At 74.5% G+C, this 20,469-nt stretch carries 18 protein-coding genes; 10 read left to right on the top strand and 8 right to left on the bottom strand.

Going from position 1 to position 20,469, the window contains the following annotated elements; all coding sequences use genetic code 11:
• Window positions 1–182 precede the first annotated feature (182 nt).
• From FHX36_RS01145 to FHX36_RS01130, 4 genes are all read left to right on the top strand, one after another.
• Window positions 183–1,550: an RNA polymerase sigma factor gene (locus tag FHX36_RS01145; protein WP_220035990.1), complete on the top strand. Its 1,368-nt coding sequence runs from the start codon at window positions 183–185 to the stop codon at window positions 1,548–1,550.
• A 398-nt stretch (window positions 1,551–1,948) separates the two neighbouring features.
• On the top strand, window positions 1,949–2,173 hold the full coding sequence (locus tag FHX36_RS01140) for a DUF7455 domain-containing protein (RefSeq protein WP_246405378.1): 225 nt from the start codon (window positions 1,949–1,951) through the stop codon (window positions 2,171–2,173).
• Window positions 2,174–2,319: 146 nt separating this feature from the next.
• Complete coding sequence (locus FHX36_RS01135; protein WP_183513439.1) at window positions 2,320–4,668, top strand: VanW family protein; 2,349 nt, start codon at window positions 2,320–2,322, stop codon at window positions 4,666–4,668.
• 77 nt (window positions 4,669–4,745) lie between these two features.
• Window positions 4,746–5,828 (top strand): YihY/virulence factor BrkB family protein, encoded by a 1,083-nt coding sequence (locus FHX36_RS01130; protein ID WP_110554038.1) that lies wholly within the window; start codon window positions 4,746–4,748, stop codon window positions 5,826–5,828.
• A 75-nt stretch (window positions 5,829–5,903) separates the two neighbouring features.
• Here FHX36_RS01130 and FHX36_RS01125 read toward each other — a convergent pair whose 3' ends face one another.
• Entirely contained in the window at window positions 5,904–6,131 is a 228-nt protein-coding gene (locus FHX36_RS01125) for a DUF3039 domain-containing protein (protein ID WP_110554039.1), read from the bottom strand.
• A 68-nt stretch (window positions 6,132–6,199) separates the two neighbouring features.
• Here FHX36_RS01125 and FHX36_RS01120 point away from each other — a divergent pair, with 68 nt between their 5' ends.
• Together FHX36_RS01120 and FHX36_RS01115 are read left to right on the top strand one after the other, a co-directional pair.
• Complete coding sequence (locus FHX36_RS01120; RefSeq protein WP_110554040.1) at window positions 6,200–7,132, top strand: pseudouridine-5'-phosphate glycosidase; 933 nt, start codon at window positions 6,200–6,202, stop codon at window positions 7,130–7,132.
• A 1-nt stretch (window position 7,133) separates the two neighbouring features.
• Window positions 7,134–8,018 (top strand): PfkB family carbohydrate kinase, encoded by an 885-nt coding sequence (locus tag FHX36_RS01115; protein ID WP_183513438.1) that lies wholly within the window; start codon window positions 7,134–7,136, stop codon window positions 8,016–8,018.
• 3 nt (window positions 8,019–8,021) lie between these two features.
• Here FHX36_RS01115 and FHX36_RS01110 read toward each other — a convergent pair whose 3' ends face one another.
• Window positions 8,022–8,366 (bottom strand): DUF3099 domain-containing protein, encoded by a 345-nt coding sequence (locus FHX36_RS01110; protein WP_110552097.1) that lies wholly within the window; start codon window positions 8,364–8,366, stop codon window positions 8,022–8,024.
• Window positions 8,367–8,522: 156 nt separating this feature from the next.
• Complete coding sequence (locus FHX36_RS01105) at window positions 8,523–9,116, bottom strand: HhH-GPD-type base excision DNA repair protein (RefSeq protein ID WP_110552096.1); 594 nt, start codon at window positions 9,114–9,116, stop codon at window positions 8,523–8,525.
• Between the two features lie 42 nt (window positions 9,117–9,158).
• Between FHX36_RS01105 and dtd the strand changes: the two genes are divergently transcribed.
• Both dtd and sigB read left to right on the top strand, forming a co-directional pair.
• A complete protein-coding gene (gene dtd, locus FHX36_RS01100; RefSeq protein WP_110552095.1) occupies window positions 9,159–9,623 on the top strand; it encodes a D-aminoacyl-tRNA deacylase in 465 nt (154 codons plus the stop codon).
• Window positions 9,624–9,847: 224 nt separating this feature from the next.
• The gene (gene sigB / locus FHX36_RS01095) at window positions 9,848–10,831 is read left to right on the top strand and encodes an RNA polymerase sigma factor SigB (protein WP_181428753.1); all 984 of its coding nucleotides are present in this window, start codon (window positions 9,848–9,850) and stop codon (window positions 10,829–10,831) included.
• A 93-nt stretch (window positions 10,832–10,924) separates the two neighbouring features.
• Here the strand turns inward: sigB and FHX36_RS01090 are convergent, their stop codons facing one another.
• Window positions 10,925–13,621, bottom strand: a complete 2,697-nt coding sequence (locus tag FHX36_RS01090) for a bifunctional acetate--CoA ligase family protein/GNAT family N-acetyltransferase (protein ID WP_110552094.1) — start codon at window positions 13,619–13,621, stop codon at window positions 10,925–10,927.
• A gap of 66 nt (window positions 13,622–13,687) precedes the next feature.
• Window positions 13,688–14,872 (bottom strand): acetoin utilization protein AcuC, encoded by a 1,185-nt coding sequence (locus FHX36_RS01085; protein ID WP_110552093.1) that lies wholly within the window; start codon window positions 14,870–14,872, stop codon window positions 13,688–13,690.
• 191 nt (window positions 14,873–15,063) lie between these two features.
• On the opposite strand from FHX36_RS01085, the gene FHX36_RS01080 reads away from it, so the two are divergent.
• Both FHX36_RS01080 and FHX36_RS01075 read left to right on the top strand, forming a co-directional pair.
• The gene (locus FHX36_RS01080) at window positions 15,064–15,783 is read left to right on the top strand and encodes an iron-dependent transcriptional repressor DtxR (protein ID WP_110552092.1); all 720 of its coding nucleotides are present in this window, start codon (window positions 15,064–15,066) and stop codon (window positions 15,781–15,783) included.
• Between the two features lie 162 nt (window positions 15,784–15,945).
• Window positions 15,946–18,027 (top strand): S9 family peptidase, encoded by a 2,082-nt coding sequence (locus tag FHX36_RS01075; RefSeq protein WP_110552091.1) that lies wholly within the window; start codon window positions 15,946–15,948, stop codon window positions 18,025–18,027.
• A gap of 4 nt (window positions 18,028–18,031) precedes the next feature.
• Here FHX36_RS01075 and FHX36_RS01070 read toward each other — a convergent pair whose 3' ends face one another.
• The 3 genes from FHX36_RS01070 to FHX36_RS01060 all read right to left on the bottom strand — a co-directional run bounded on the left by FHX36_RS01070 (window position 18,032) and on the right by FHX36_RS01060 (window position 20,364).
• A complete protein-coding gene (locus FHX36_RS01070; protein ID WP_110552090.1) occupies window positions 18,032–19,111 on the bottom strand; it encodes a DUF4192 domain-containing protein in 1,080 nt (359 codons plus the stop codon).
• Window positions 19,112–19,263: 152 nt separating this feature from the next.
• Window positions 19,264–20,022 (bottom strand): hypothetical protein, encoded by a 759-nt coding sequence (locus FHX36_RS01065; RefSeq protein ID WP_110552089.1) that lies wholly within the window; start codon window positions 20,020–20,022, stop codon window positions 19,264–19,266.
• A gap of 48 nt (window positions 20,023–20,070) precedes the next feature.
• Entirely contained in the window at window positions 20,071–20,364 is a 294-nt protein-coding gene (locus tag FHX36_RS01060) for a Dabb family protein (RefSeq protein WP_110552088.1), read from the bottom strand.
• Between the last annotated feature and the right edge of the window lie 105 nt (window positions 20,365–20,469).

Raw genomic sequence — 20,469 nt, 5'->3', positions numbered from 1 at the left:
CCACCGCGTCAACCCCCAGCCAGCAGGTCATCCCCCTCTCCCAGCACGGTGAAACGCCCTTCGGTGTGTCACCCCGCCGGGCGCGTCGGTGGGCCGCAGCTGCCGGGTGCGGCCCGGGGCCGCTGCCCGCGGGCCACACGGTCCTCGAGGAACGCACCGCAGTAGTACGGGAAGGAACCTGAGTGCCCGCCGACCAGCCAGGACCGGAAGCAACCACGGTGAGCAGCCCGAGTCGCCCGAGGACGGTCGCCGCCCGTTCCAGCGCCTCGTCGCCCGCCACCGCCCCGGTGACCACGGCAGCCAAGAAGGCCCCGGCGAAGAAGGCCCCGGCGAAGTCCGCCGGCGCCGCCGCCAAGAAGACCGCAGCCCGCAAGCCGACGATCGCCCCTTCCCCGGGCTCCGGCGAGGGCACCGTGCTGACCGCAGTCGCCTCCGACGGCTCGACCGTCGCCGTCGTCGACGGCGGCCCCGAGGGTCTCAAGCTCGACGAGACCGTCGTCACCGGCAAGGACGGCGTCGCCGTCGCCGAGACCGACGAGAAGGACGCCGAGGGCGGCACCGACTTCGAGTGGGACGACGAGGAGGAGTCCGAGGCGCTGCGCCAGGCGCGCAAGGACGCCGAGCTCACCGCCTCGGCCGACTCCGTCCGCGCCTACCTCAAGCAGATCGGCAAGGTCGCGCTGCTCACCGCCGAGGAGGAGGTCGACCTCGCCAAGCGGATCGAGGCCGGGCTCTACGGCGCCGAGCGGCTGCGCCAGGTCGAGGAGGAGGGCCAGAAGCTCTCCCCGCAGATGCGCCGCGACCTGAACTGGATCGTCCGCGACGGCGAGCGCGCCAAGAACCACCTGCTGGAGGCCAACCTCCGCCTGGTGGTCTCCCTGGCCAAGCGCTACACCGGCCGCGGCATGGCGTTCCTGGACCTGATCCAGGAGGGCAACCTCGGTCTGATCCGCGCGGTCGAGAAGTTCGACTACACCAAGGGCTACAAGTTCTCCACCTACGCCACCTGGTGGATCCGGCAGGCCATCACCCGCGCCATGGCCGACCAGGCCCGCACCATCCGCATCCCGGTGCACATGGTCGAGGTCATCAACAAGCTCGGCCGCATCCAGCGCGAGCTGCTCCAGGACCTGGGCCGCGAGCCCACCCCGGAGGAGCTGGCCAAGGAGATGGACATCACCCCGGACAAGGTGCTGGAGATCCAGCAGTACGCCCGGGAGCCGATCAGTCTCGACCAGACCATCGGCGACGAGGGCGACAGCCAGCTCGGTGACTTCATCGAGGACTCCGAGGCGGTCGTCGCCGTCGACGCGGTGAGCTTCACCCTCATGCAGGACCAGCTCACCAGCGTCCTGCAGACCCTCTCCGAGCGGGAGGCCGGCGTCGTCCGGCTGCGCTTCGGGCTCACCGACGGCCAGCCGCGCACGCTGGACGAGATCGGCCAGGTCTACGGGGTCACCCGCGAGCGGATCCGGCAGATCGAGTCCAAGACGATGTCCAAGCTGCGCCACCCCAGCCGGTCCCAGGTCCTGCGCGACTACCTGGACTAGCGGCGGCACGAACGTCCGCAGTGGCCGGCGACCCACCCGGGTCGCCGGCCACTGCGCTGTCCGGCCTCCGGGAACCTCTCGCTCCCAAGGGGTGACGGATCGGTGTACGGCGGCACGGGCCGGGTAGACGGCGTAGCGTGGGCGGTGTCAGAACAGCAGCGGACCCACAACCGGCCCGGCCGGTGACCAGCACCACCAGCACGTGCACCACCCGGACCCAGTTCCGAACCAGTGACGTCCCCTGCTGAACCGCTCCACCAGCACCTCCCGTGTCACGAGCTCATCTCTTTCGGCGAGTCCGTGCACACCAGGTGTCGGAACGGGAACACGAGGGGCCATCCTGGCGCTGTGCAGGAGGCCGATCCGCAGCCGCGGGTCCGTGCGGTAGAGAGCGAGTGATGAGCCAGATGACCCAGACGCTGACGACGACCCCGCCCACCGAAGACCTCGTCGTTCCCTTCCACTGCGACCGCTGCGGTGCTCTGGCCAAGGTGCGAGTGGTCCTCCCGAGTGGGAGCGACCTCGTCTTCTGCGGGCACCACGCCCGTGAGTACGAGAGCAAGCTCCGCGACATCGCCGTCGACATCATCGAGACCGACGGCGAGGCGCGCGTCTCCAGCTGAGCGAGGCAACTATCGTCGCGCCAGCGATGAAGCCCTCACCCGACGAAGCCGCCGACCTCCCTGACCCGCACCGCGGGAACGGGGAGTCGGCGGCTTCGTCGTCCTCGGGACCGGGCTCCGGTCCCCGCCGAGCCGGAGAACGACCGATGCCGCAGGACCCCACTCGCGACGACACGGTTCGCCTCGAGCCCGACGGCACGCTCGGTCGGAGCCGCTCCGGCCCGCCGTCCGTCCCGCCGTCGAGCGCGCCCGCCGCCCCGGCGCCGGACGACGCAGCCGCTGCACCCGACGCGTCGGACACCCAGCTGATCCCGCCGGTCGACGACGGCGCACCGGCCGGCACGCCGGCCGTCGCCCCGGTCGAGGAGCGGCCGGTCTCCGAGACCCAGGTCATCCGCCCCGTCGAGGAGCCGGCCGCCTCCGAGACGCAGCTCATCCCGCCGGTCGAGGAGCCCGCACCCTCGGAGACCCAGGTCATCCGCCCGGTCGACGAGCCGGCCGCCTCGCAGACCCAGGTCATCGGCCCCGCCGCCAGCGGCCCGGCGACCGACGCCGGCCTCCCGGCCGCCGACCCCTTCCCCGCTGCGCCCTCCTCCCCCGCTCACGGTCCCTCCGCCGGCGACGGCTCCGGGGACGGCCCCGGTGAGCCCCCGGCGGCCGACGACCGCCCGGCCGGCCGGCCGTGGTGGCGCCGCCGCGCGGTCCTGGTGCCGGCCGCCGCGGTGCTCGCGCTGGGCGCCGTCTACGGCGTCGACCTGCTCGCCGCCGGCGACGACGTGCCCCGCGGGACGGTCGTGGCCGGCGTGGAGGTCGGCGGGCTCTCCCCCGCCGCGGCGTCCGAGCGGCTCACCAGCGAGCTCGCGCCCCGCGTCGCCGCCGACCACCCGCTGGTCGCCGCGGACGTGCAGGGCGTGCTGCACCCGCCGTCGGCCGGCATCAGCCTCGACGTCCCGGGCACCGTGGACGCCGTCGACGACCAGCCGCTCAACCCCTGGACCCGGCTCACCTCGCTGTTCTCCGACCGCTCGGTCGACCCGGTGCTGACCGCGGACGCGACCTCGCTCGATGCCCAGATCGAGCAGCTGGCCACCACGGTCGACCGCGCCCCGGTGGACGCCACGATCACCCTCGACGGCACCACCGCGTCGCTGGTCGAGCCCGTCGAGGGGCGCACGCTGGACCGCGATGCCGCGGCCGAGGCGATCACCGCGGCGCTGGCGTCCGGTGGCGACCCCACGACCCCGATCGAGCTGCCCGTCGAGATCGCCCCGGTGCGGGTGGAGACCGCCGAGGCCCAGCGCGTGCTCGACGAGACGGTCACCCCGGCGCTGGCCGCGCCGGTGACGGTGGTGGGCACCGACGGCACCGAGTCCGTCGACGTCCCCGAGACCGCCATCGCCGCCTCGCTGACCTTCACCCCGCAGGACGACGGCACCCTGGCCGTGGCGGTCGACCCGGCGGCGCTGCAGACCGCGATGGGCGAGGACTTCTCCGCCTTCGGCTCGCCGCCGCAGGACGCCCGCTTCGAGGTCTCCGGCGACACCATCGCCGTCGTCCCCTCGGTGGACGGCCAGGGCATCAACCCCACCGACCTCGCCGCCCAGCTGCTGCCGGTGCTCGACGACCCGGAGCCCCGGTCGGTGACCGCCACCCTCGGCCCGGTGCCGGCGGAGTTCACCACCGAGCAGGCCCAGGCCCTCGGCATCACCGAGCAGGTCAGCACCTTCACCACGAACTTCACCAGCTCGGCCAGCGGCACGAACATCCGCGTCGTCGCCGCCGAGGTCGACGGTGCGCTGGTGCGGCCCGGTGAGACCTTCAGCCTCAACGAGTACACCGGCCCGCGCGGCACGGCCCAGGGCTACGTGCCGGCTGCGGTGATCAGCGGCGGGCAGCTCTCCCAGGCCGTCGGCGGCGGGATCAGCCAGTTCGCCACCACGATGTTCAACGCCGTCTTCTTCGCCGGCCTCGAGGACGTCTACCACAAGCCGCACAGCTTCTACATCAGCCGCTACCCCGCCGGCCGCGAGGCCACGGTCTACGAGGGCGCCATCGACCTGCAGTGGCGCAACGACACCGAGACCGGCATCTACGTGCAGACCGAGTGGGTGCCCGGGGCGCTGACGGTGACCTTCTGGGGCACCCGGTACTACGACATCGAGTCGGTGAGCAGCGAGCGCCGCAACCTGCGCCAGCCCGCCACCCAGGAGAAGGTCGACGACGGCAGCTGCATCCCGCAGTCCGGGTCGACCGGCTTCGACATCACCGTCACCCGGGTGTTCAAGGACCTGGAGACCGGTGCGGAGCTGCGCCGGGAGAACTTCAACACCACCTACGCGGCCGAGGCGGTCATCCGGTGCATCCCGCCGGCCGATCCGGCCGCGACCCCGCCGGCCGCCGGTGGGGCCACGCCGCCGGCCACGCCGACCGGACGCCGGCCCGGTGCCCGGACGGCGGAGGACGTGCGCGCGCGGGTGCGCCGGCGACGGCCCTGACCCCGCCACCCCCCTCGGGGTGGGTGTCCGCAGGTCAGCAGCGCCCGCCCGCGGGGGGCGCCGTGCACACTGGGGGCGTGGCCTCCGCCGTCCCCCGCAGCTCAACGGCGCCCGCCGGTGAGCTCGCCGAGGGTGCACCGGTGGTGCCGCACGCGCCGGAGGCCCCCACCCGTGCCGCCGAGCCTGCACCCCGACCGGCACCCACCGGCCGGCTGCGCCGGTGGCCGGCGCCGATCCGGGTGCCCCTGCAGGTACTGGGCAGCAGCATCGCCAAGGCCTGGCAGGACCGGATCCTGGGGCTGTCGGCCGAGGCCGCCTTCTGGCAGATCCTCTCGATCCCACCGCTGCTCATCGGGCTGCTGGGCTCGCTGGGCTACCTGAGCGCCTGGATCGGCGAGGACGCGGTCGCCGAGATCGAGGAGCAGCTGGTCAGCGCGTCGGCCGAGGCGCTGACACCGGGCGTCGTGGAGAGCCTGGTGCAGCCGACACTCGACGACATCCTCGGCTCCGGGCGCCTCGACGTCGTCAGCCTGGGCTTCCTGCTCTCGCTCTGGGCCGGTTCCTCGGCGACGGCGACGTTCATGAACACCTCGGTGATCGCCTACGGCCAGCGCGACGTGCGCGGACCGATCGCCACCCGGCTGATGGCGCTGTGGCTGTTCATCATCGGCCTGGTGGCCGCGGTGATCACCCTGCCGCTGCTGGTGCTGGGCCGGGAGACCCTGGTCGGGCTGCTGCCCCGGGACTGGCAGGACACCGCGACGCTGCTGGTCAACGCCGTGTACTGGCCGATCGTGGTGGTCGGGCTGATCGTGTTCCTGACGAGCTTCTACCACGTGATGCTGCCCCGTCGGATCCCGTGGCACCGGCACCTGCCGGGGGCGATGTTCGCCGTCGTCTTCTTCGTCGTCGCGGCGGTCGTGCTGCGCGGTTACGTGGCCGACATCCTGACCACGGCGCTGCCCTACGGTGCGCTGGCCGCCCCGATCGCGGCGCTGCTGTTCTGCTTCCTGCTCGGGATGTCGCTGCTGCTCGGCGCCGAGCTCAACGCCACCATCGAGGCGCGCTGGCCCTCGCAGCGCCGGCGGCACGACGCCCGCCGCCAACAGCGCCGCGCCGCCAAGATCGAGCTCGAGGCCCAGAAGCTCGGCCTCCGGTGACGAACTGGATCGGCCCCCGTGCAGGGGCCCCGGCCCGAGCGGAGCGAGGGTCGGGGGGGGGGCACGGGGGTCCTTCTACTTCTTGAGCTGGTTGTAGACCTCCTTGCAGGCCGGGCACACCGGGCTGCCGGGCTTGGGGGTCTTGGTGACCGGGAAGACCTCGCCGCAGAGCGCCTCGACCATGGTGCCCATGACCGCGCTCTCGGCGATCTTGTTCTTCTTGACGTAGTGGAAGACCTCGTTGGCGTTGCCCGTGTCGGCGTCGCGGACGTCGGGCCGCTCGAGGATGTCGCTGCTGCTCACGTCTTCTCCCTGGCTCGGGGGCAGGACCGGTGACCGGTCGGCTGCGGACCGCCCACCATGATGACAGGGTGCAGAACTCGTCCTCCCCCGTCTCCGTTCCCGTGCTCTCCCCCGAGGTCGCCGACGCGCTCGCCGCCGGCCGGCCGGTCGTCGCCCTGGAGAGCACGCTGCTCGCCCACGGGCTCCCCCGCCCGGAGAACCGGAAGGCCGCCGACGAGGTCGAGGACGCCGTCCGCCGCGGCGGGGCCGTCCCGGCGACCATCGCCGTGCTGGACGGCGTGCCGCACGTCGGCCTGACCGCGGCGGAGGTCGACCGGGTCTGCGCCGACCCGGAGCTGGCCAAGCTCGGCGTCCGCGACCTGCCGGTGGCCGCCGCGCTGGGCCGCAGCGGCGCCACCACGGTCTCCAGCACCGCGCTGCTGGCCGCCCGGGCCGGGATCGGCGTGTTCGCCACCGGCGGGCTGGGCGGGGTGCACCGGCACGCCAGCGACACCTTCGACGAGTCCGCCGACCTGACCGCGCTGGCCCGCACCTCGCTGGTGGTGGTCTGCGCCGGCGTGAAGTCGATCCTCGACGTCCCGGCCACCCTGGAGCGGCTGGAGTCGCTGTCGGTCACGGTCGTCGGCTACCGGACGCTCCGCTTCCCGGGGTTCTACGTCGCCGACTCGGGCTCCTCGATCGACTGGGCGGTCGAGACGCCGGCCGAGGCGGCCCGGGTCTTCGCCGCCCGCCGCGAGCTCGCCCCGGGTGCGGTCGTGGTGGCCAACCCGCTGCCGGTCGACCAGCAGCTGGACGCCGAGCTGCACGACCGGGTGATCGCCGACGCGCTCGCTGCCGCCGACGCCGCCGGGGCCCGCGGCAAGGACGTCACCCCCTTCATCCTCGGGCACCTGCACGAGGCCAGCCAGGGCGCCTCGCTCGAGGTCAACGTGCGGCTGGTGCTGCGCAACGCCGAGCTGGCCGGGCAGATCGCCGCCGAGCTCGCCGCGCTCCCCCGCTGACGTGACCGCTCCGCGGGTCGTCGTCGTCGGCGACGTCTGCACCGACGTCGTCGCGCTGCTCGCCGGCGAGCCCAGCCCGGGCTCCGACCGGCCGGCGGCGATCGCCACCCGGGGCGGCGGCGCCGGGGCGAACGTCGCGGCGCACCTGGCCGCGCTGAGGACGCCGGTCGTGCTGGCCGGCTGCGTCGGCGACGACGTGCCCGGTCAGGCGCTGAGCCGGGACCTGGCCGACGGCGGGGTCACGCTGGCCGTGCGCACCGTGCCCGGGGCGGCGACCGGCACGATCATCAGCCTGGTCGAGCCGGGTGGGGAGCGCAGCATGCTCGCCGACCGGGGCGCGAACCTGGCGCTGCGGCCGGCGGACGTGCCGGTCCCCGCCCGCGGTGGGCACCTGCACCTGTCCGGTTACACGCTGCTGGACGACGGCCCCCGGGCGGCCGGGCTCGCCGCGCTGGCCGCGGCCCGCGACGCGGGCTGCACGGTCTCGGTCGACCCGGCCTCGACCGGCCCGCTGCGGTGGTACGGGGTCGACCGGTGGCTGGCCGACACCGCCGCGGCCACGCTGCTGCTGCCCAACGCCGACGAGGCGCGGCTGCTGACCGGGTGCACCGACCCGGCGGAGGCCGCCCGGGTGCTGGCCGAGCGGCACCCGGTCGTGGTGGTGAGCCTGGGCGCCGACGGCGCGCTGTGGGCGGCCGGCGAGCTGCTGCTCCACCGGCCGGCGCACCCGGCCGACGTCGTCGACACGACCGGCGCCGGGGACGCCTTCACCGCCGGGGTGCTCTCGGTGTGGACGGCGACCGGCGGCCGGCCCGATCCCGCCGAGGCCCTCGAGGCCGGGCTGGGCCGGGCCGCCACCGTGGTGGGGCGGCCCGGGGCCCGCTGAGGATCACATGTCGATGACGCGGGCCTTGCTGCTGCCGGACTCGAGGATCCGGTCCGGTGCCGGCGGCCGGTACCGGTTGGGGTCGACCTGCTTCTTCGGCGGCCGGTCGTTGGCCATGACCACGGCGACCCACGGCAGCACCGTGCCGAGGACGGCGAAGACCGCCATCAGCCACAGCGAGTACTGCGCGGTGAACGCGGCGATGACCAGGCTCGTGCAGCGGATCGCCATGGTGATCGAGTAGCGCCTCTTGCGGGCCGCGTGCTGGTCGGCCTGGCTCGGCTCGGCCACGGTGATGAGCAGGGGCTCGCTCCGGTCGTACCGGCTCGAGGACTGGCTGGAGGCCACGGTCGCCCTTCCCTGGACTGGCCGGGGGAAGGGCGGCGGTGGTCGGTGCGTCGATGGTTCGACCGGCCCCCGGAGCCCCCGGCTCCTGCGGCCCATCGTGCCACTCGATCGTGCGCGATGCAGCGGCTCCGGGGACCCGGGGTGTGACCTTGCCGATCAGCCCTGCGCGGCGGCCTTCGCGTCCTTGGCGGCCTGCTTCGCCGCCTGCTTGAACGCGCGCACCTCGGCCAGCGACACCGGCCCGGTGATGTCGGCGACCGAGCGGCGGGAGCCCTCCTGGCCGTAGTCGCCGGCGGCCTCGCGCCAGCCCGGCGGCGTGACGCCGTACTGCTTGCCGAGCAGGGCCACGAAGATCTTCGCCTTCTGAGCGCCGAACCCGGGCAGCTCGCCGATCCGTCGCAGCAGCGTGGCGCCGTCCGGGACGTCGGCCCAGAGCCCGTCCGCGCGGCCGTCGTAGCGCTCGACCAGCACCCGGGCGAGGTCCTGCGCGCGGGCGGCCATCGAACCGGGGTAGCGGTGCAGCGCCGGCGGGCCCTGGAAGTGGCGCTGCAGCACCTCGGGATCGCAGTCGGCCAGCTCCGCCGCGGACAGCGTCTGGACACCGAGCCGGTCGGCGAGCAGCCGGGGCGCGGAGAACGCCCGCTCCATCGGGAACTGCTGGTCCAGCAGCATGCCGATCAGCAGGGCCAGCGGGTCGCGGCCCAGCAGCTCGTCGGCGGCGTCGTCCTGGGCGATGTGGAGGCTCGGCACGCCGGAGATCCTGCCGGACGCGGGACCGGGCAGGATCGCCCGGTGCGCGCTGTGGTGACCCGGGTGAGCGAGGCGTCGGTGACGGTGGCCGGCGAGGTGGTCGGCGCGATCGGGCCCGGCCTGCTCGCGCTGGTGGGCGTCGGCCGGGACGACGACGCGGACCGGGCCCGGGCGATGGCCCGCAAGGTGCACGAGCTGCGGGTGTTCCCCACCGACGACGGGGCGCGCTCGATCGGCGACCTGGGGCTGCCGGTGCTGGTGGTCAGCCAGTTCACGCTCTACGCCGACACCCGCAAGGGCCGCCGTCCCTCGTGGGCCGATGCAGCGCCGGGTGAGCTGGCCGAGCCGCTGGTCGACGAGGTGGTCGCGGAGCTGCGGCGGCGCGGCACCGAGGTGGCGACCGGCCGCTTCGGTGCCCGGATGTCGGTGGCGTCGGTGAACGAGGGCCCGATGACCCTGCAGCTGGAGGTTCCGGCCCCGGCCGGTCCGGGTATCACACCGATGTAGTTCGCCGTTGCAGCAACACACCTGGACGTTGCCTGTGAGTTGCGCCGCCCCGGAACACCCCGTGGGTGCGGTCCGTTGCACACGACGTACCACACCGGACAGAACGGCTGGAGAGCCCCCCGGACGATCCCGGGTCGACGCTCTGACCGCCTCCACCGGGGTGCACCGGACGCCACATCTGGCGCCGACGCATCCGGACCCCGAAGCAAGGACGAAGACTCATCGTGACCGTGCTGCAGTCCTCCCCCACCGACACCCTCGGAGTGCGCTCCCCGCGCCGCGCCCCGGACACCAGTGGCCTGGTGTCGACGGACCTGGTGCGCGTCTACCTGAACACCATCGGCAAGACCGCGCTGCTGACCGCCGAGCAGGAGGTCGAGCTGGCCAAGCGGATCGAGGCCGGCCTGTACGCGGAGCGGCTGCTCAACGAGAAGCAGCTGACCCCGGCGCTGCAGCGTGACTACAAGACCCTCGCCGCGGACGGCAAGGCCGCCAAGGCCCACCTGCTCGAGGCGAACCTGCGCCTGGTCGTCTCGGTGGCCAAGCGCTACACCGGCCACGGCATGACGTTCCTGGACCTCATCCAGGAGGGCAACGTCGGCCTGATCCGGGCGGTCGAGAAGTTCGACTACACCAAGGGCTTCAAGTTCTCGACCTACGCGACGTGGTGGATCCGCCAGGCGATCACCCGCGCCATGGCCGACTCCGGCCGCACGATCCGGCTGCCCGTCCACCTGGCCGAGCAGGTCAACAAGGTCGTGCGCACCCGCCGCCGGATCCACCAGGAGCTGGAGCGCGAGCCCACCCCCGAGGAGCTCGGCCTCGAGCTGGACATGACGCCCGAGCGGATCACCGAGCTGCTCGAGTACTCCCGCGACCTGGTCTCCCTGGACCAGACCGTCGGTGCCGACGAGGAGTCCCGCCTCGGTGACTTCATCGAGGACGCCGACGCCGCGGTGGCCGAGGACGCCGTCGCCTTCCAGATGATGAAGGGCGACGTCCGCAACGTCCTGGAGACCCTCGAGGAGCGGGAGCGCGACGTCGTGATCATGCGCTTCGGCCTCGACGGCAACCAGCCCCGGACGCTGGAGCAGATCGGCAAGCAGTTCGGTCTCTCCCGCGAGCGGGTCCGGCAGATCGAGCGCGAGACGATGACCAAGCTCCGCGACCCCCAGCGCGCCGACGCGCTGCGGGACTACCTGGGCTGAGGAAGGACCCCGTCCCTCTCACCCCTCGCAGGCTCGGGGGAAGCCTCCGGACGGGGCCAAGAGCCGGGCCGCCCTGAGGGCGACCCGGCTCTGTCACGTCCCGGGGCGGAACATCCGGCGCGGGCCGGCGTCGAGCCGGGCGGTGGGCTGGCCGATCCGCACAGCGGCGCCGGCCACCACCAGCGACCGGCCGCCGTGCCAGGCGTCGGCCGGTCCGACGATGACCGGCTCGAGGCTCAGCGACAGCACCTCGGGCAGGTCGTCGCCGAGCCGGGCGACCCGCAGCAGCAGGTCCTCCAGGGCGTCGGTGTCGACCGGGTCGCTGCCCCGGTAGCCGTTGAGCATCGGCCAGGCCCGCGGCTCGCGGACCAGCTCGTGGGCGTCGAGGTCGGTGAGCGGCAGCGTGCGGTAGGCCCGGTCGCCGAGCAGGTCGGTGGCCACGCCGCCGACCCCGAAGCTCACCAGCGCACCGAAGGACGGGTCGTCGACGATCTCGACGACCGTCCCGACGCCGGGCGCGGCCTGCTCCTGCACGATCACCGGGTCGCCGGCCGGGATCGCGGCGTAGGCAGCCCGGACGTCGTCGGCGTCGGCGAGGTCGAAGCGCATGCCGCCCAGGTCGCGGCGGTCGCGCAGCCAGGGGGCGGTCGACTTGAGCACCACCGGGTAGCCGATCTGCTCGGCGGCGGCCACCGCGGCGTCCGGGTCCTCGACCCGCTGGGTGCCGAGCATCGGGACGCCGTAGGCGCGCAGCAGCGCCATCGTCTCGTCGTCGGTGAGCTCCCGGCCCGCCGGTGACCCGGCCAGCGCCTGCTCGACCACCGCGCGGCCGGCCGCCTCGTCGACGCCGTCCAGCTCGGGAACCACGCCCAGCGGGCGGCGGCGCCAGCGGGCGTACTCGCTCATCTTGGCCAGCGCGATGACGGCGCGCTCCGGGGTGGAGAAGGAGGGCACCGAGCCGCGGCCCGGCATGCCCTGCTCGTCGCGGACGACCAGCTCGTCGGGGATGCCGTCGGTGGATAGGAAGTTCGCGACCAGCGGCTTGGTGGAGTTCCGGGAGACCTCGCGCAGCACCCGGCCGAAGGGCTGCTCGCCGCGCAGCAGCGGCGGCAGGAACACCGCGACCACCGCGTCCACGCCGTCGTCGGCCAGCGCCGCCTCCAGCGCGACCCGGAAGTCGCCCGGGCCGGCCTGGGTCCCGATGTCGACCGGGCGCTCGTGCGCCAGCTGCAGCCCCTGCTCCAGCACGGCGTCGGCGACCAGCACCCCCATCGCGGTGGAGTTGCCGACGATCGCCACCCGGTCTCCCTCCGGCAGCGGCTGGTGCGCGAGCAGGGTGCCGACGTCGAAGAGCTGGGCGAGCGTCTCGACCCGGATGACCCCGGCCGAGGCGAACAGCGCCGCCACCGACTGCTCGGGCACCGCGACGCTGGTGCCGGCCAGGCCCGCCGTCATGCTGACGTGCCGGCCGCTCTTGACCGCGACGACCGGCTTGGTGCGGCCGATGCCGCGGGCCAGCCGGGCGAACTTGCGCGGGTTGCCGAAGCTCTCCAGGTGCAGCAGCACCACCTCGGTGCCCGGGTCGCTGGCCCAGTACTGCAGCAGGTCGTTGCCGCTGACGTCGGCCCGGTTGCCCGCCGACACGAAGCTGGACAGCCCGATGCCGCGGCCACGGGCCCGCTCCAGCAGCGCGACCCCGAGGGCACCGGACTGGGCGAAGAACCCCACCCGGCCACGGCCGGGGACGTCGGGGGCGAGGCTGGCGTTGAGCCGCACCGCCGGGTCGGTGTTGACGATGCCCAGGCAGTTGGGTCCGACCACCCGCATGCCGGAGGCCCGGGCGGAGGCGACCAGCGCCCGCTCGGCGGCCCGGCCCTCGGGCCCGGTCTCGCCGAAGCCGCCGGAGATGACCACCAGCCCGCGGACGTTCTTCCGCCGGCAGGCCTCCACCACGCCCGGCACCTCGTCGGCGGGGACGGCGAGCACGGCCAGGTCGACGTCGTCGGGGATCGACTCGATGTCGGCGTAGGCCGGCACCCCGCGGACGTGCCGGACCGCGGGGTTGACCGGGTAGATGGGGCCGGCGAAGCCGTACTGCAGCAGGTTGTGCAGCACCGCGTAGCCGACCTTGGCCGGGTCGTTGCTGGCTCCGACGACCGCGACCGAGCCGGGGTTGAGCAGCCGGCCGATCGACCGGGACTCGCTGCGCTGCTCGCGCTCGTGGGCGACGGCCAGCGACTGCTCGGTGGGGGCGATGGGGAAGGTCAGGTGCACCACGCCGTCGGCGTAGGAGCGCTCGGCGGAGTACCCGGCGTCGATGAACACCCGGACCATCTGGCTGTTCTGGCTGAGCACCTCGGCGACGAACCGGGTGATCCCCCGCTCCCGCGCGGCCGCGGCCAGGTGCTCGAGGAGCACCGAGCCCAGGCCGCGGCGCTGGTGGGCGTCCTCGATCAGGAAGGCGACCTCGGCGTCGTCGGTGTCGGGGTAGCGGTCGTAGCGGCCCACGCCGATCAGCCGGTCGCCCAGCAGCACGACGAAGGCGACCCGGGCGTCGTGGTCGACGTGGGTGAAGCGGTGCAGGTCCTTGTCCGACAGCCGGCGCATCGGCCCGAAGAACCGGTAGTAGCGGGTCTGGTCGGAGCTGCGGTCCATCAGCCCGACGATCCCGTCGGCGTCCTCGGGGGTGATCGGGCGCAGGTGCACGGTCCCGCCGTCGGCGGCCACGACGTCGGCCTCCCAGTGCGGCGGGGGCGGGGCGGGGGCGGTCGGTTGATCGCTCGTCGTCACAGGTTCTCCCGGCCGTCCAGCAGGGGCCCACCGCGAGCTCGCGAGTGGTGGGGGGCTGGATGGTCCTTAATCACGGGGGTCGTCCGGGTCGAGTCCGAAGTAGGGGAAGGAGGCGGTCCGGGTGCGCAGGATCGCCCGGTCGACACGGTTCTCGGTGAAGGGGTCCCAGCGGTGGAAGCCGACGTAGGCGCCCTCGGTCATGCTGACCGGCGGCGGCGTGCGCAGACCCCGCGCCCGGACGTCGTCCTGCCAGCTCTGCGGGATCTCGGTGTCCGCGGCGAGCCGGTCGCCGCTGGCCTCGGCGATCAGATGCGTCCAGGCCCGCGGTACGCAGCGGACCACCCCGTAGCCACCTCCGCCGAGGGCGACCCACCGGCCCTCGCAGACCTCGTGCGCCAGGTCGTGCACCGCGCGGTAGGAGGCCCGCTGGCCGTCGACGGTGAGGGCGAGGTCGGCGAGCGGGTCCTCGTGGTGGGCGTCGCACCCGCACTGGGTGACCAGGATCTGCGGCTGGAACGCCCGGACGACGCTGGGCACCACCGCGGAGAACGCGCGCAGCCAGCCGGAGTCGTCGGTGCCGTTGGGCAGGGCCAGGTTCACCGCGCTGCCCAGCGCCTTCTGCGGGTCGCCGGTCTCCTCGGGGAACCCGGTGCCCGGGAAGAGGGTGAGCGGGGTCTGGTGGACGCTGACCGTCAGCACCCGCGGGTCGTCGTAGAAGGCGGCCTGCACGCCGTCCCCGTGGTGGACGTCCAGGTCGACGTAGGCGATCCGCTCCCAGCCCTGGCCGAGCAGCCAGGCGATCGCCACGGCCGCGTCGTTGAAGACGCAGAAGCCGGAGGCGGCGTCCCGCATCGCGTGGTGCAGGCCGCCAGAGATGTTCACCGCGTGCTGCGCCCGGCCGCTGGAGACCTGCTCTGCGGCGAGCACGCTGCCGCCGGTGATCAGCGCGGCGGCGTCGTACATGCCGGGGAAGACCGGGTTGTCCGCGGTGCCCAGCCCGTGGCCGACGCCGTAGGGGTCCTCCGGGGCGCGGCGGACGGCCTCGAGGTAGGCCCGGTCGTGCACCAGCTCGAGCAGCTCCGGGGCGGCCGGGGTCGGGGCGACCACCTGCAGCCGCGGCCGGTCCAGCACGCCGAGGGACTCCGCGAGCCGGACCGTGAGGTCCAGCCGGACCGGGTGCATGGGGTGGTCGCCACCCATCGTGTAGCCCAGCAGCCTGTCGTCCCAGACGACCGTCACCGCGTCGCTCACCGGAGGTCCTCCGCCGCGACCGGGGAGGACGCCGGTGCCGCTGTGCTCGTCGTCGAGCAGGCAGGCTCCGTCACCGCGCCGACGCTACCGGTGGGCGGGCGGCACCGCCCCGGTGGAACGCGTCGGTCTCGATCTCCCCGTGAGCTGGCGCGGTCCTCGTAAGATCGTGGGCACCTGACGGAGGAGTGGACGTGAACGACCTCATCGACACCACGGAGATGTACCTCCGGACGATCTTCGAGCTCGAGGAGGAGGGCATCGTCCCTCTGCGAGCCCGGATCGCCGAGCGCCTGCACCAGAGCGGCCCGACCGTGAGCCAGACCGTCGCCCGGATGGAGCGGGACGGGCTGCTGACCGTGCAGGGCGACCGGCACCTGCAGCTGTCCGACGAGGGCCGCGAGCTGGCGACGGCGGTCATGCGCAAGCACCGGCTGGCCGAGTGCCTGCTCGTCGACGTCATCGGCCTGGACTACGCCGACGTCCACGAGGAGGCGTGCCGCTGGGAGCACGTGATGAGCGAGGCGGTCGAGCGCAAGCTGCTCAGCCTGCTCAACAACCCGACGGTCTCCCCGTTCGGCAACCCCATCCCCGGGCTGGACGCGCTGGGCGGTGACACCTCCGCGGTGCTCGACGCGCTCACCCTGCTCTCCACGACGGCCACGGCCGAGGGGCGCCAGGTGGTCGTCCGGCGGATCAGCGAGCAGCTGCAGGAGGACGCGACGCTGCTGCGCTCGCTGTCCGACCAGGGTGTCCGCCCCGGCTCCACGGTGACCGCCACGCTGGCCAACGGGACGGTGCTGGTCGACGGCGTCGCGCTGCAGCCCGGGGTGGCCCAGCACGTGTTCGTCAGCGCGGTCGACGAGGACCTCTCCCCGGTCGAGGCCGCCGAGGCCACCGCCGCGGTCGGCTGACGCAGCACCCCCCAGCACCGCTCCACGAGAGCCGCGGTCCCCTCCGGGACCGCGGCTCTCGTCGTCCCGGGCAGCTCCTCCGGCCAGGTCGTTCGCACCGCTCACGACCTGGCTCACTACGCTCGGCCCCGACCCGTCCGGACGCGCAGAGAGAAGGCCCCGGTGAGCGACTCCCCCGTTGCCGACGAGACCGTCGAGACGCCCCCGCCCAGCCCCTTCCACCGGCTGGCCGACTTCGTCGCCCTGCCGCGGCTCGGCGGTCTGGCCCTCTCCCCCGACGGCACCCGGCTGGTCACCTCGGTGGCCACCCTCGACGCCGAGGGCAAGAAGTGGCAGTCGGCGCTGTGGGAGGTCGACCCGGCCGGGCAGCGGGAGCCACGCCGGCTCACCCGCGGGGCCGCAGGCGAGTCCGCCCCGCAGTTCACCCCGCACGGGGACCTGCTGTTCACCTCGACCCGACCGGACCCCGACGCCGGCAAGGACGGTGGCGAGCCCACCGGGTCGCTGTGGAGCCTGCCCGCCGGAGGCGGCGAGGCGCGCCTGGTGCTGCAGCGGCCGCACGGCATCAGCGGGGTCGCGGTCGCCGCCGACACCGGCGACCTCGCGGTGGTGGCCTCCACGATGCCGGGCGCCGCCGACGCGGACGCCGACAAGGAGCGCCGGGCCGCCCGTAAGGACGCCGGCGTCAGCGCGGTGCTGCACGAGAGCTACCCGGTGCGCTTCTGGGACCACGACCTGGGCCCCGCCGTGCCGCACGTCTACTGGGTGGGGCAGCTGCCGGCGGAGCCGGGCCCGGGCGCGACGGCCGACGCCCCGGAGTGGCGGGACCTCACCCCGGACGCCGGGCCGCCGCTCGGCGCCGGTGACGACGTCGCGCTGTCCCCCGACGGCCGGTCCCTGGTCCGCAGCGAGGACGTGCCCGACGGTCCCGCCGGCCGTCGCTCGCGGCTGGTCGTGGTCGAGGTCGCCACCGGGGACACCCGGGTGCTCGTCGACGACCCGCAGGCCGACGTCCACTCGGCCGCCTTCTCCCCCGACTCGGGCCGGGTCGTCTGCGTCCGCGAGTCCCGGTCCTCGTTCGCCGAGCCGCCGGACTACACGCTGCTGCTGGTCGACCTGGCGAGCGCGGAGACCCGTGAGCTGACCCCGGGCTTCGACCGCTGGCCGAGCGCTCCGCAGTTCGCGGCGGACGGCGACGCGGTGTACTTCCTGGCCGACGACGACGGCCGGCACGCGCTGTTCCGGGTGGACCTCGACGGCGGCACCCCGGTGCGGCTGACCGACCAGGGCGCCTACAGCGACCTCCAGGTCGCCCGGGACGGCAGCGCCCTGTACGCGCTGCGCTCGGGCTACGACACCCCGCCGGTGCCGGTGCGGCTCGACCCGCACGCCACCGGGCAGGACCCGGCGCCGCTGCCCAACCCGGGCACGATCAGCAGCCTGCCCGGCACGTTGCGCGAGCTGGACGCCACCGCCGCCGACGGCAGCCGGGTGCAGTCCTGGCTGGTGCTGCCGGAGGGGGCCAGCGCGGAGCAGCCCGCCCCGCTGCTGCTGTGGATCCACGGTGGCCCGCTGATGAGCTGGAACTCGTGGTCGTGGCGCTGGACGCCCTGGGTGCTCGCCGCCCGGGGGTACGCGGTGCTCCTGCCCAACCCCGGGCTGTCGCAGGGGTTCGGCCAGGACTTCGTGCGCCGTGGCTGGGGCGAGTGGGGCGCCGAGCCCTACACCGACCTGATGGCCGCCGTGGACGCCGCGGAGCAGCTGCCGGAGATCGACGAGACCCGGACCGCGGCGATGGGCGGGTCGTTCGGCGGCTACATGGCCAACTGGGTCGCCACCCAGACCGACCGGTTCAAGGCGATCGTGACCCACGCAAGCCTCTGGCACCTGGACGGCTTCAGCGGCACGACCGACGCGGCCTGGTACTGGCAGCGCGAGTTCGGCGACCCGCTGACCGAGCCCAAGCGGTACGACCAGAACTCGCCGCACCGGTACGCCGACGCCATCCGGACGCCGATGCTGGTCATCCACGGCGACAAGGACTACCGCGTGCCGATCGGCGAGGGCCTGCGGCTCTGGTACGACCTGCAGAAGCGCGGCGTCCCGTCGAAGTTCCTCTACTTCCCGGACGAGAACCACTGGGTGCTCACCCCCGGGAACGCCCAGGTCTGGTACGAGACGGTCATCGCGTTCCTGGCCGAGCACGTGCTCGGCGAGGAGTGGCAGCGCCCCGAGCTGCTGTGACCGGTCACCGCCGGGCGTCCCGGGGCGCACCCGCCTCCCGGATGAGCCGGCGGATCTCGGCCGGTCGCAGGCACGCGTCCAGCGCCGAGCGGAGGAGGACGGCGAAGCTGTAGCTGGGCTCGCTGCCCAGCGCCCGCTCCAGCGCCACGTTGGCCAGCGCCCCGTCACCGCGCACCCAGGCGGTCACCGCCAGCAGGGTCGCCGGCGCCGCGTCCAGCGGTGCCGGCGCCCGCCGGGTCAGCTCGGTCCACACCGCCTCGGCGGCGGCGGCCGAGCGGCTCAGCGCCAGGCCCAGGGCCCGGTCGCGCAGGTCGACGTCGCGCAGCGCCCACGCCAGCCGGGCGACCTGCCGGTCGGTCAACCGCTCGACCGAGCCGGGCCCGGCGGCCTCGACGGCAGCCTGCACCGCGGCCCAGCCCTCCTCGACCACCTCGTCCCAGCCCAGCTCGGCGGCGCGGCGGGCCAGGTCGTCGCCGACCTCGTCGCACGCCTGGGCCATCCCGGCGGCGGCCAGGAAGCCGACCGGGGCGATCCGCCGGACCAGCGCCGCCCGGTCGCGCTCGACGACCTGACCGGTCAACGCGGCGGCCGCGGCGAGCTCGCTGGTGCCGGCCGGCAGCGGTGTGCCGGCGTGCGGCAGGCAGCACCCGCCGGTGCAGTCGTAGGACCACCACCGACCCCGCCGCACCAGCAGCGCCTCGCGCACGGCGATCCCCGCGCCGTCGAAGGCCAGCACCGCCTCGTGCACCAGTGGCCGGTGCGGCAGTTCGGGGAGGCGACCGGCCCAGGGGCGCTCCGGCGGGACGGCCGAGTCGTCCTCGTCCTCGCTCACCACGAGGAGCAGCACGGCGTCGGGCCGGTCGGTGGCCAGGGACCGGACCAGCCCGCGAAGCACGAGCTCCCGGTGCTCGGGCGCGGGCAGGTCGACCCGTGCGGTGAGACCGAGCCGCAGCCCGGTGGCGCCGCGCAGGCTCACCACCACCAGCGACTCCTCCGGGCGGAAGCCGAGCAGGTGGGGCAGCGCGGCGGCGACGTCCCCGGGGTCGGTGAGGCGGACGGTGAGCGGCGGGTCGGCATCGGGCATGCCGGAGACGCTGCTGCGGCGGCCGCCGCGGCGGGAGGGCTCAGCCGAGGTTGTGGACGGAGCCCCCGCCTGTGGACGGCGGGCAGCACCGGGGTGGCCGGTGGGGGCAGGGTCGGGACATGCGCACCCCGCCCCGCCACCGGCCCGCCGGCTCAGTCGAGCGCATCGGCCTGGTGGTCGTAGGCCTGCTGGAACAGGTCGGCGAACGCGGCTGCGTCGAGCGCACCGGTCGGGTCGGTCGAGGTCAGGCTGACCAGCCGGTCACCGTCCCGCGCCATGCCGAGCAGCACCGGCACGGTCACCGGCTGGCCACCGGGTCCGGGGATCGACACGGTCATGGTCAGCCCGGCCGACCCGTCGCCCACGTCGGGCACCTCCAGCGCGGCGAAGGTGACGGTGGCGGTGCCGATCTCCGGGGAGCTGATCGTCGCCTCGGGGCAGGAGTCCACCGTGCCGGCCAGCTGGTCCACCCCCTCGGTGATGCCCTCGCCCGAGGCGAGGACCTGCACCGTCGCACCGGAGCCGACCGTCACCGTCTGCGCGCCGAGGCCCTCGATGTCCTCCAGGCCCGGCTGCACCGACTTCACCGCGGGGGCACAGCTCTCCGGGGTGATCGTGAGGTCCTCCGTACCGATCCCCAGCTGGGTCTGACCCTCGAGCTGGTCGGCGGTGATCGGGGTCGCCTGGGCGCCGGCGCCGAACGCGTCGGCGGGCAGCAGCCCGGCCGAGAGGTCCTCGACGTCGTCGAGGGCGCCGGTGCTCCCACCCGCCGACGAGGACCCGGCCGAGCTGGACGGGGTGCCCTCCGAGGCGTCACCCGCCACCTCGGAGCCGCAGCCGGCGAGGGCCGCGGCGCCCAGCAGGCCGGCGGAGAGCAGTCCCAGCTGACGGCGCCGAGCAGTGGTGATCATGCCCGGACCCTAGTTCCGTCCGCTGGCGTCAGGCCAGCGGACCACCGCTCAGACCTCGTACTGGACCGCGGTCCGGCCGGCCAGGTGCGGCTTGACGTGCTCGGCGATGACCTCCAGGTGCCGGGCGTCGCCGGCGTAGGCACGGAAGGCCTCGACGTCGGGGAAGTCGGCCACCAGCGCGGTGTGCGCGTTGCCCTCAACCAGGCCTGCGTCCGGGCCGACGGCGAGGGCGGTCATCCCGCCGACCTCCTCGGGCAGCCGGCGCAGCGCGGCGAGCGTGGCCTCCCGGGTCTCGTGGTCGGTGTCCTCGGTCCAGGTGAAGAGCACGACGTGACGCAGCATGCCCGCACCCTGCCAGGCCCGGTCGGCCGCCGGCGAGCGCGGTCCCCGGCGGCCCGGCGCGGCGGCCGGGGCGTCCGGGAGGGCTCCGGGAGCGGCGGGCGCGGC

It is taken from the genome of Modestobacter versicolor, from assembly GCF_014195485.1.
In the GTDB taxonomy this organism is placed as follows: domain Bacteria; phylum Actinomycetota; class Actinomycetes; order Mycobacteriales; family Geodermatophilaceae; genus Modestobacter; species Modestobacter versicolor.
The sequence above is the reverse complement of the archived record's forward strand: the minus strand, read 5'-3'. Positions and strand labels throughout refer to the sequence as shown.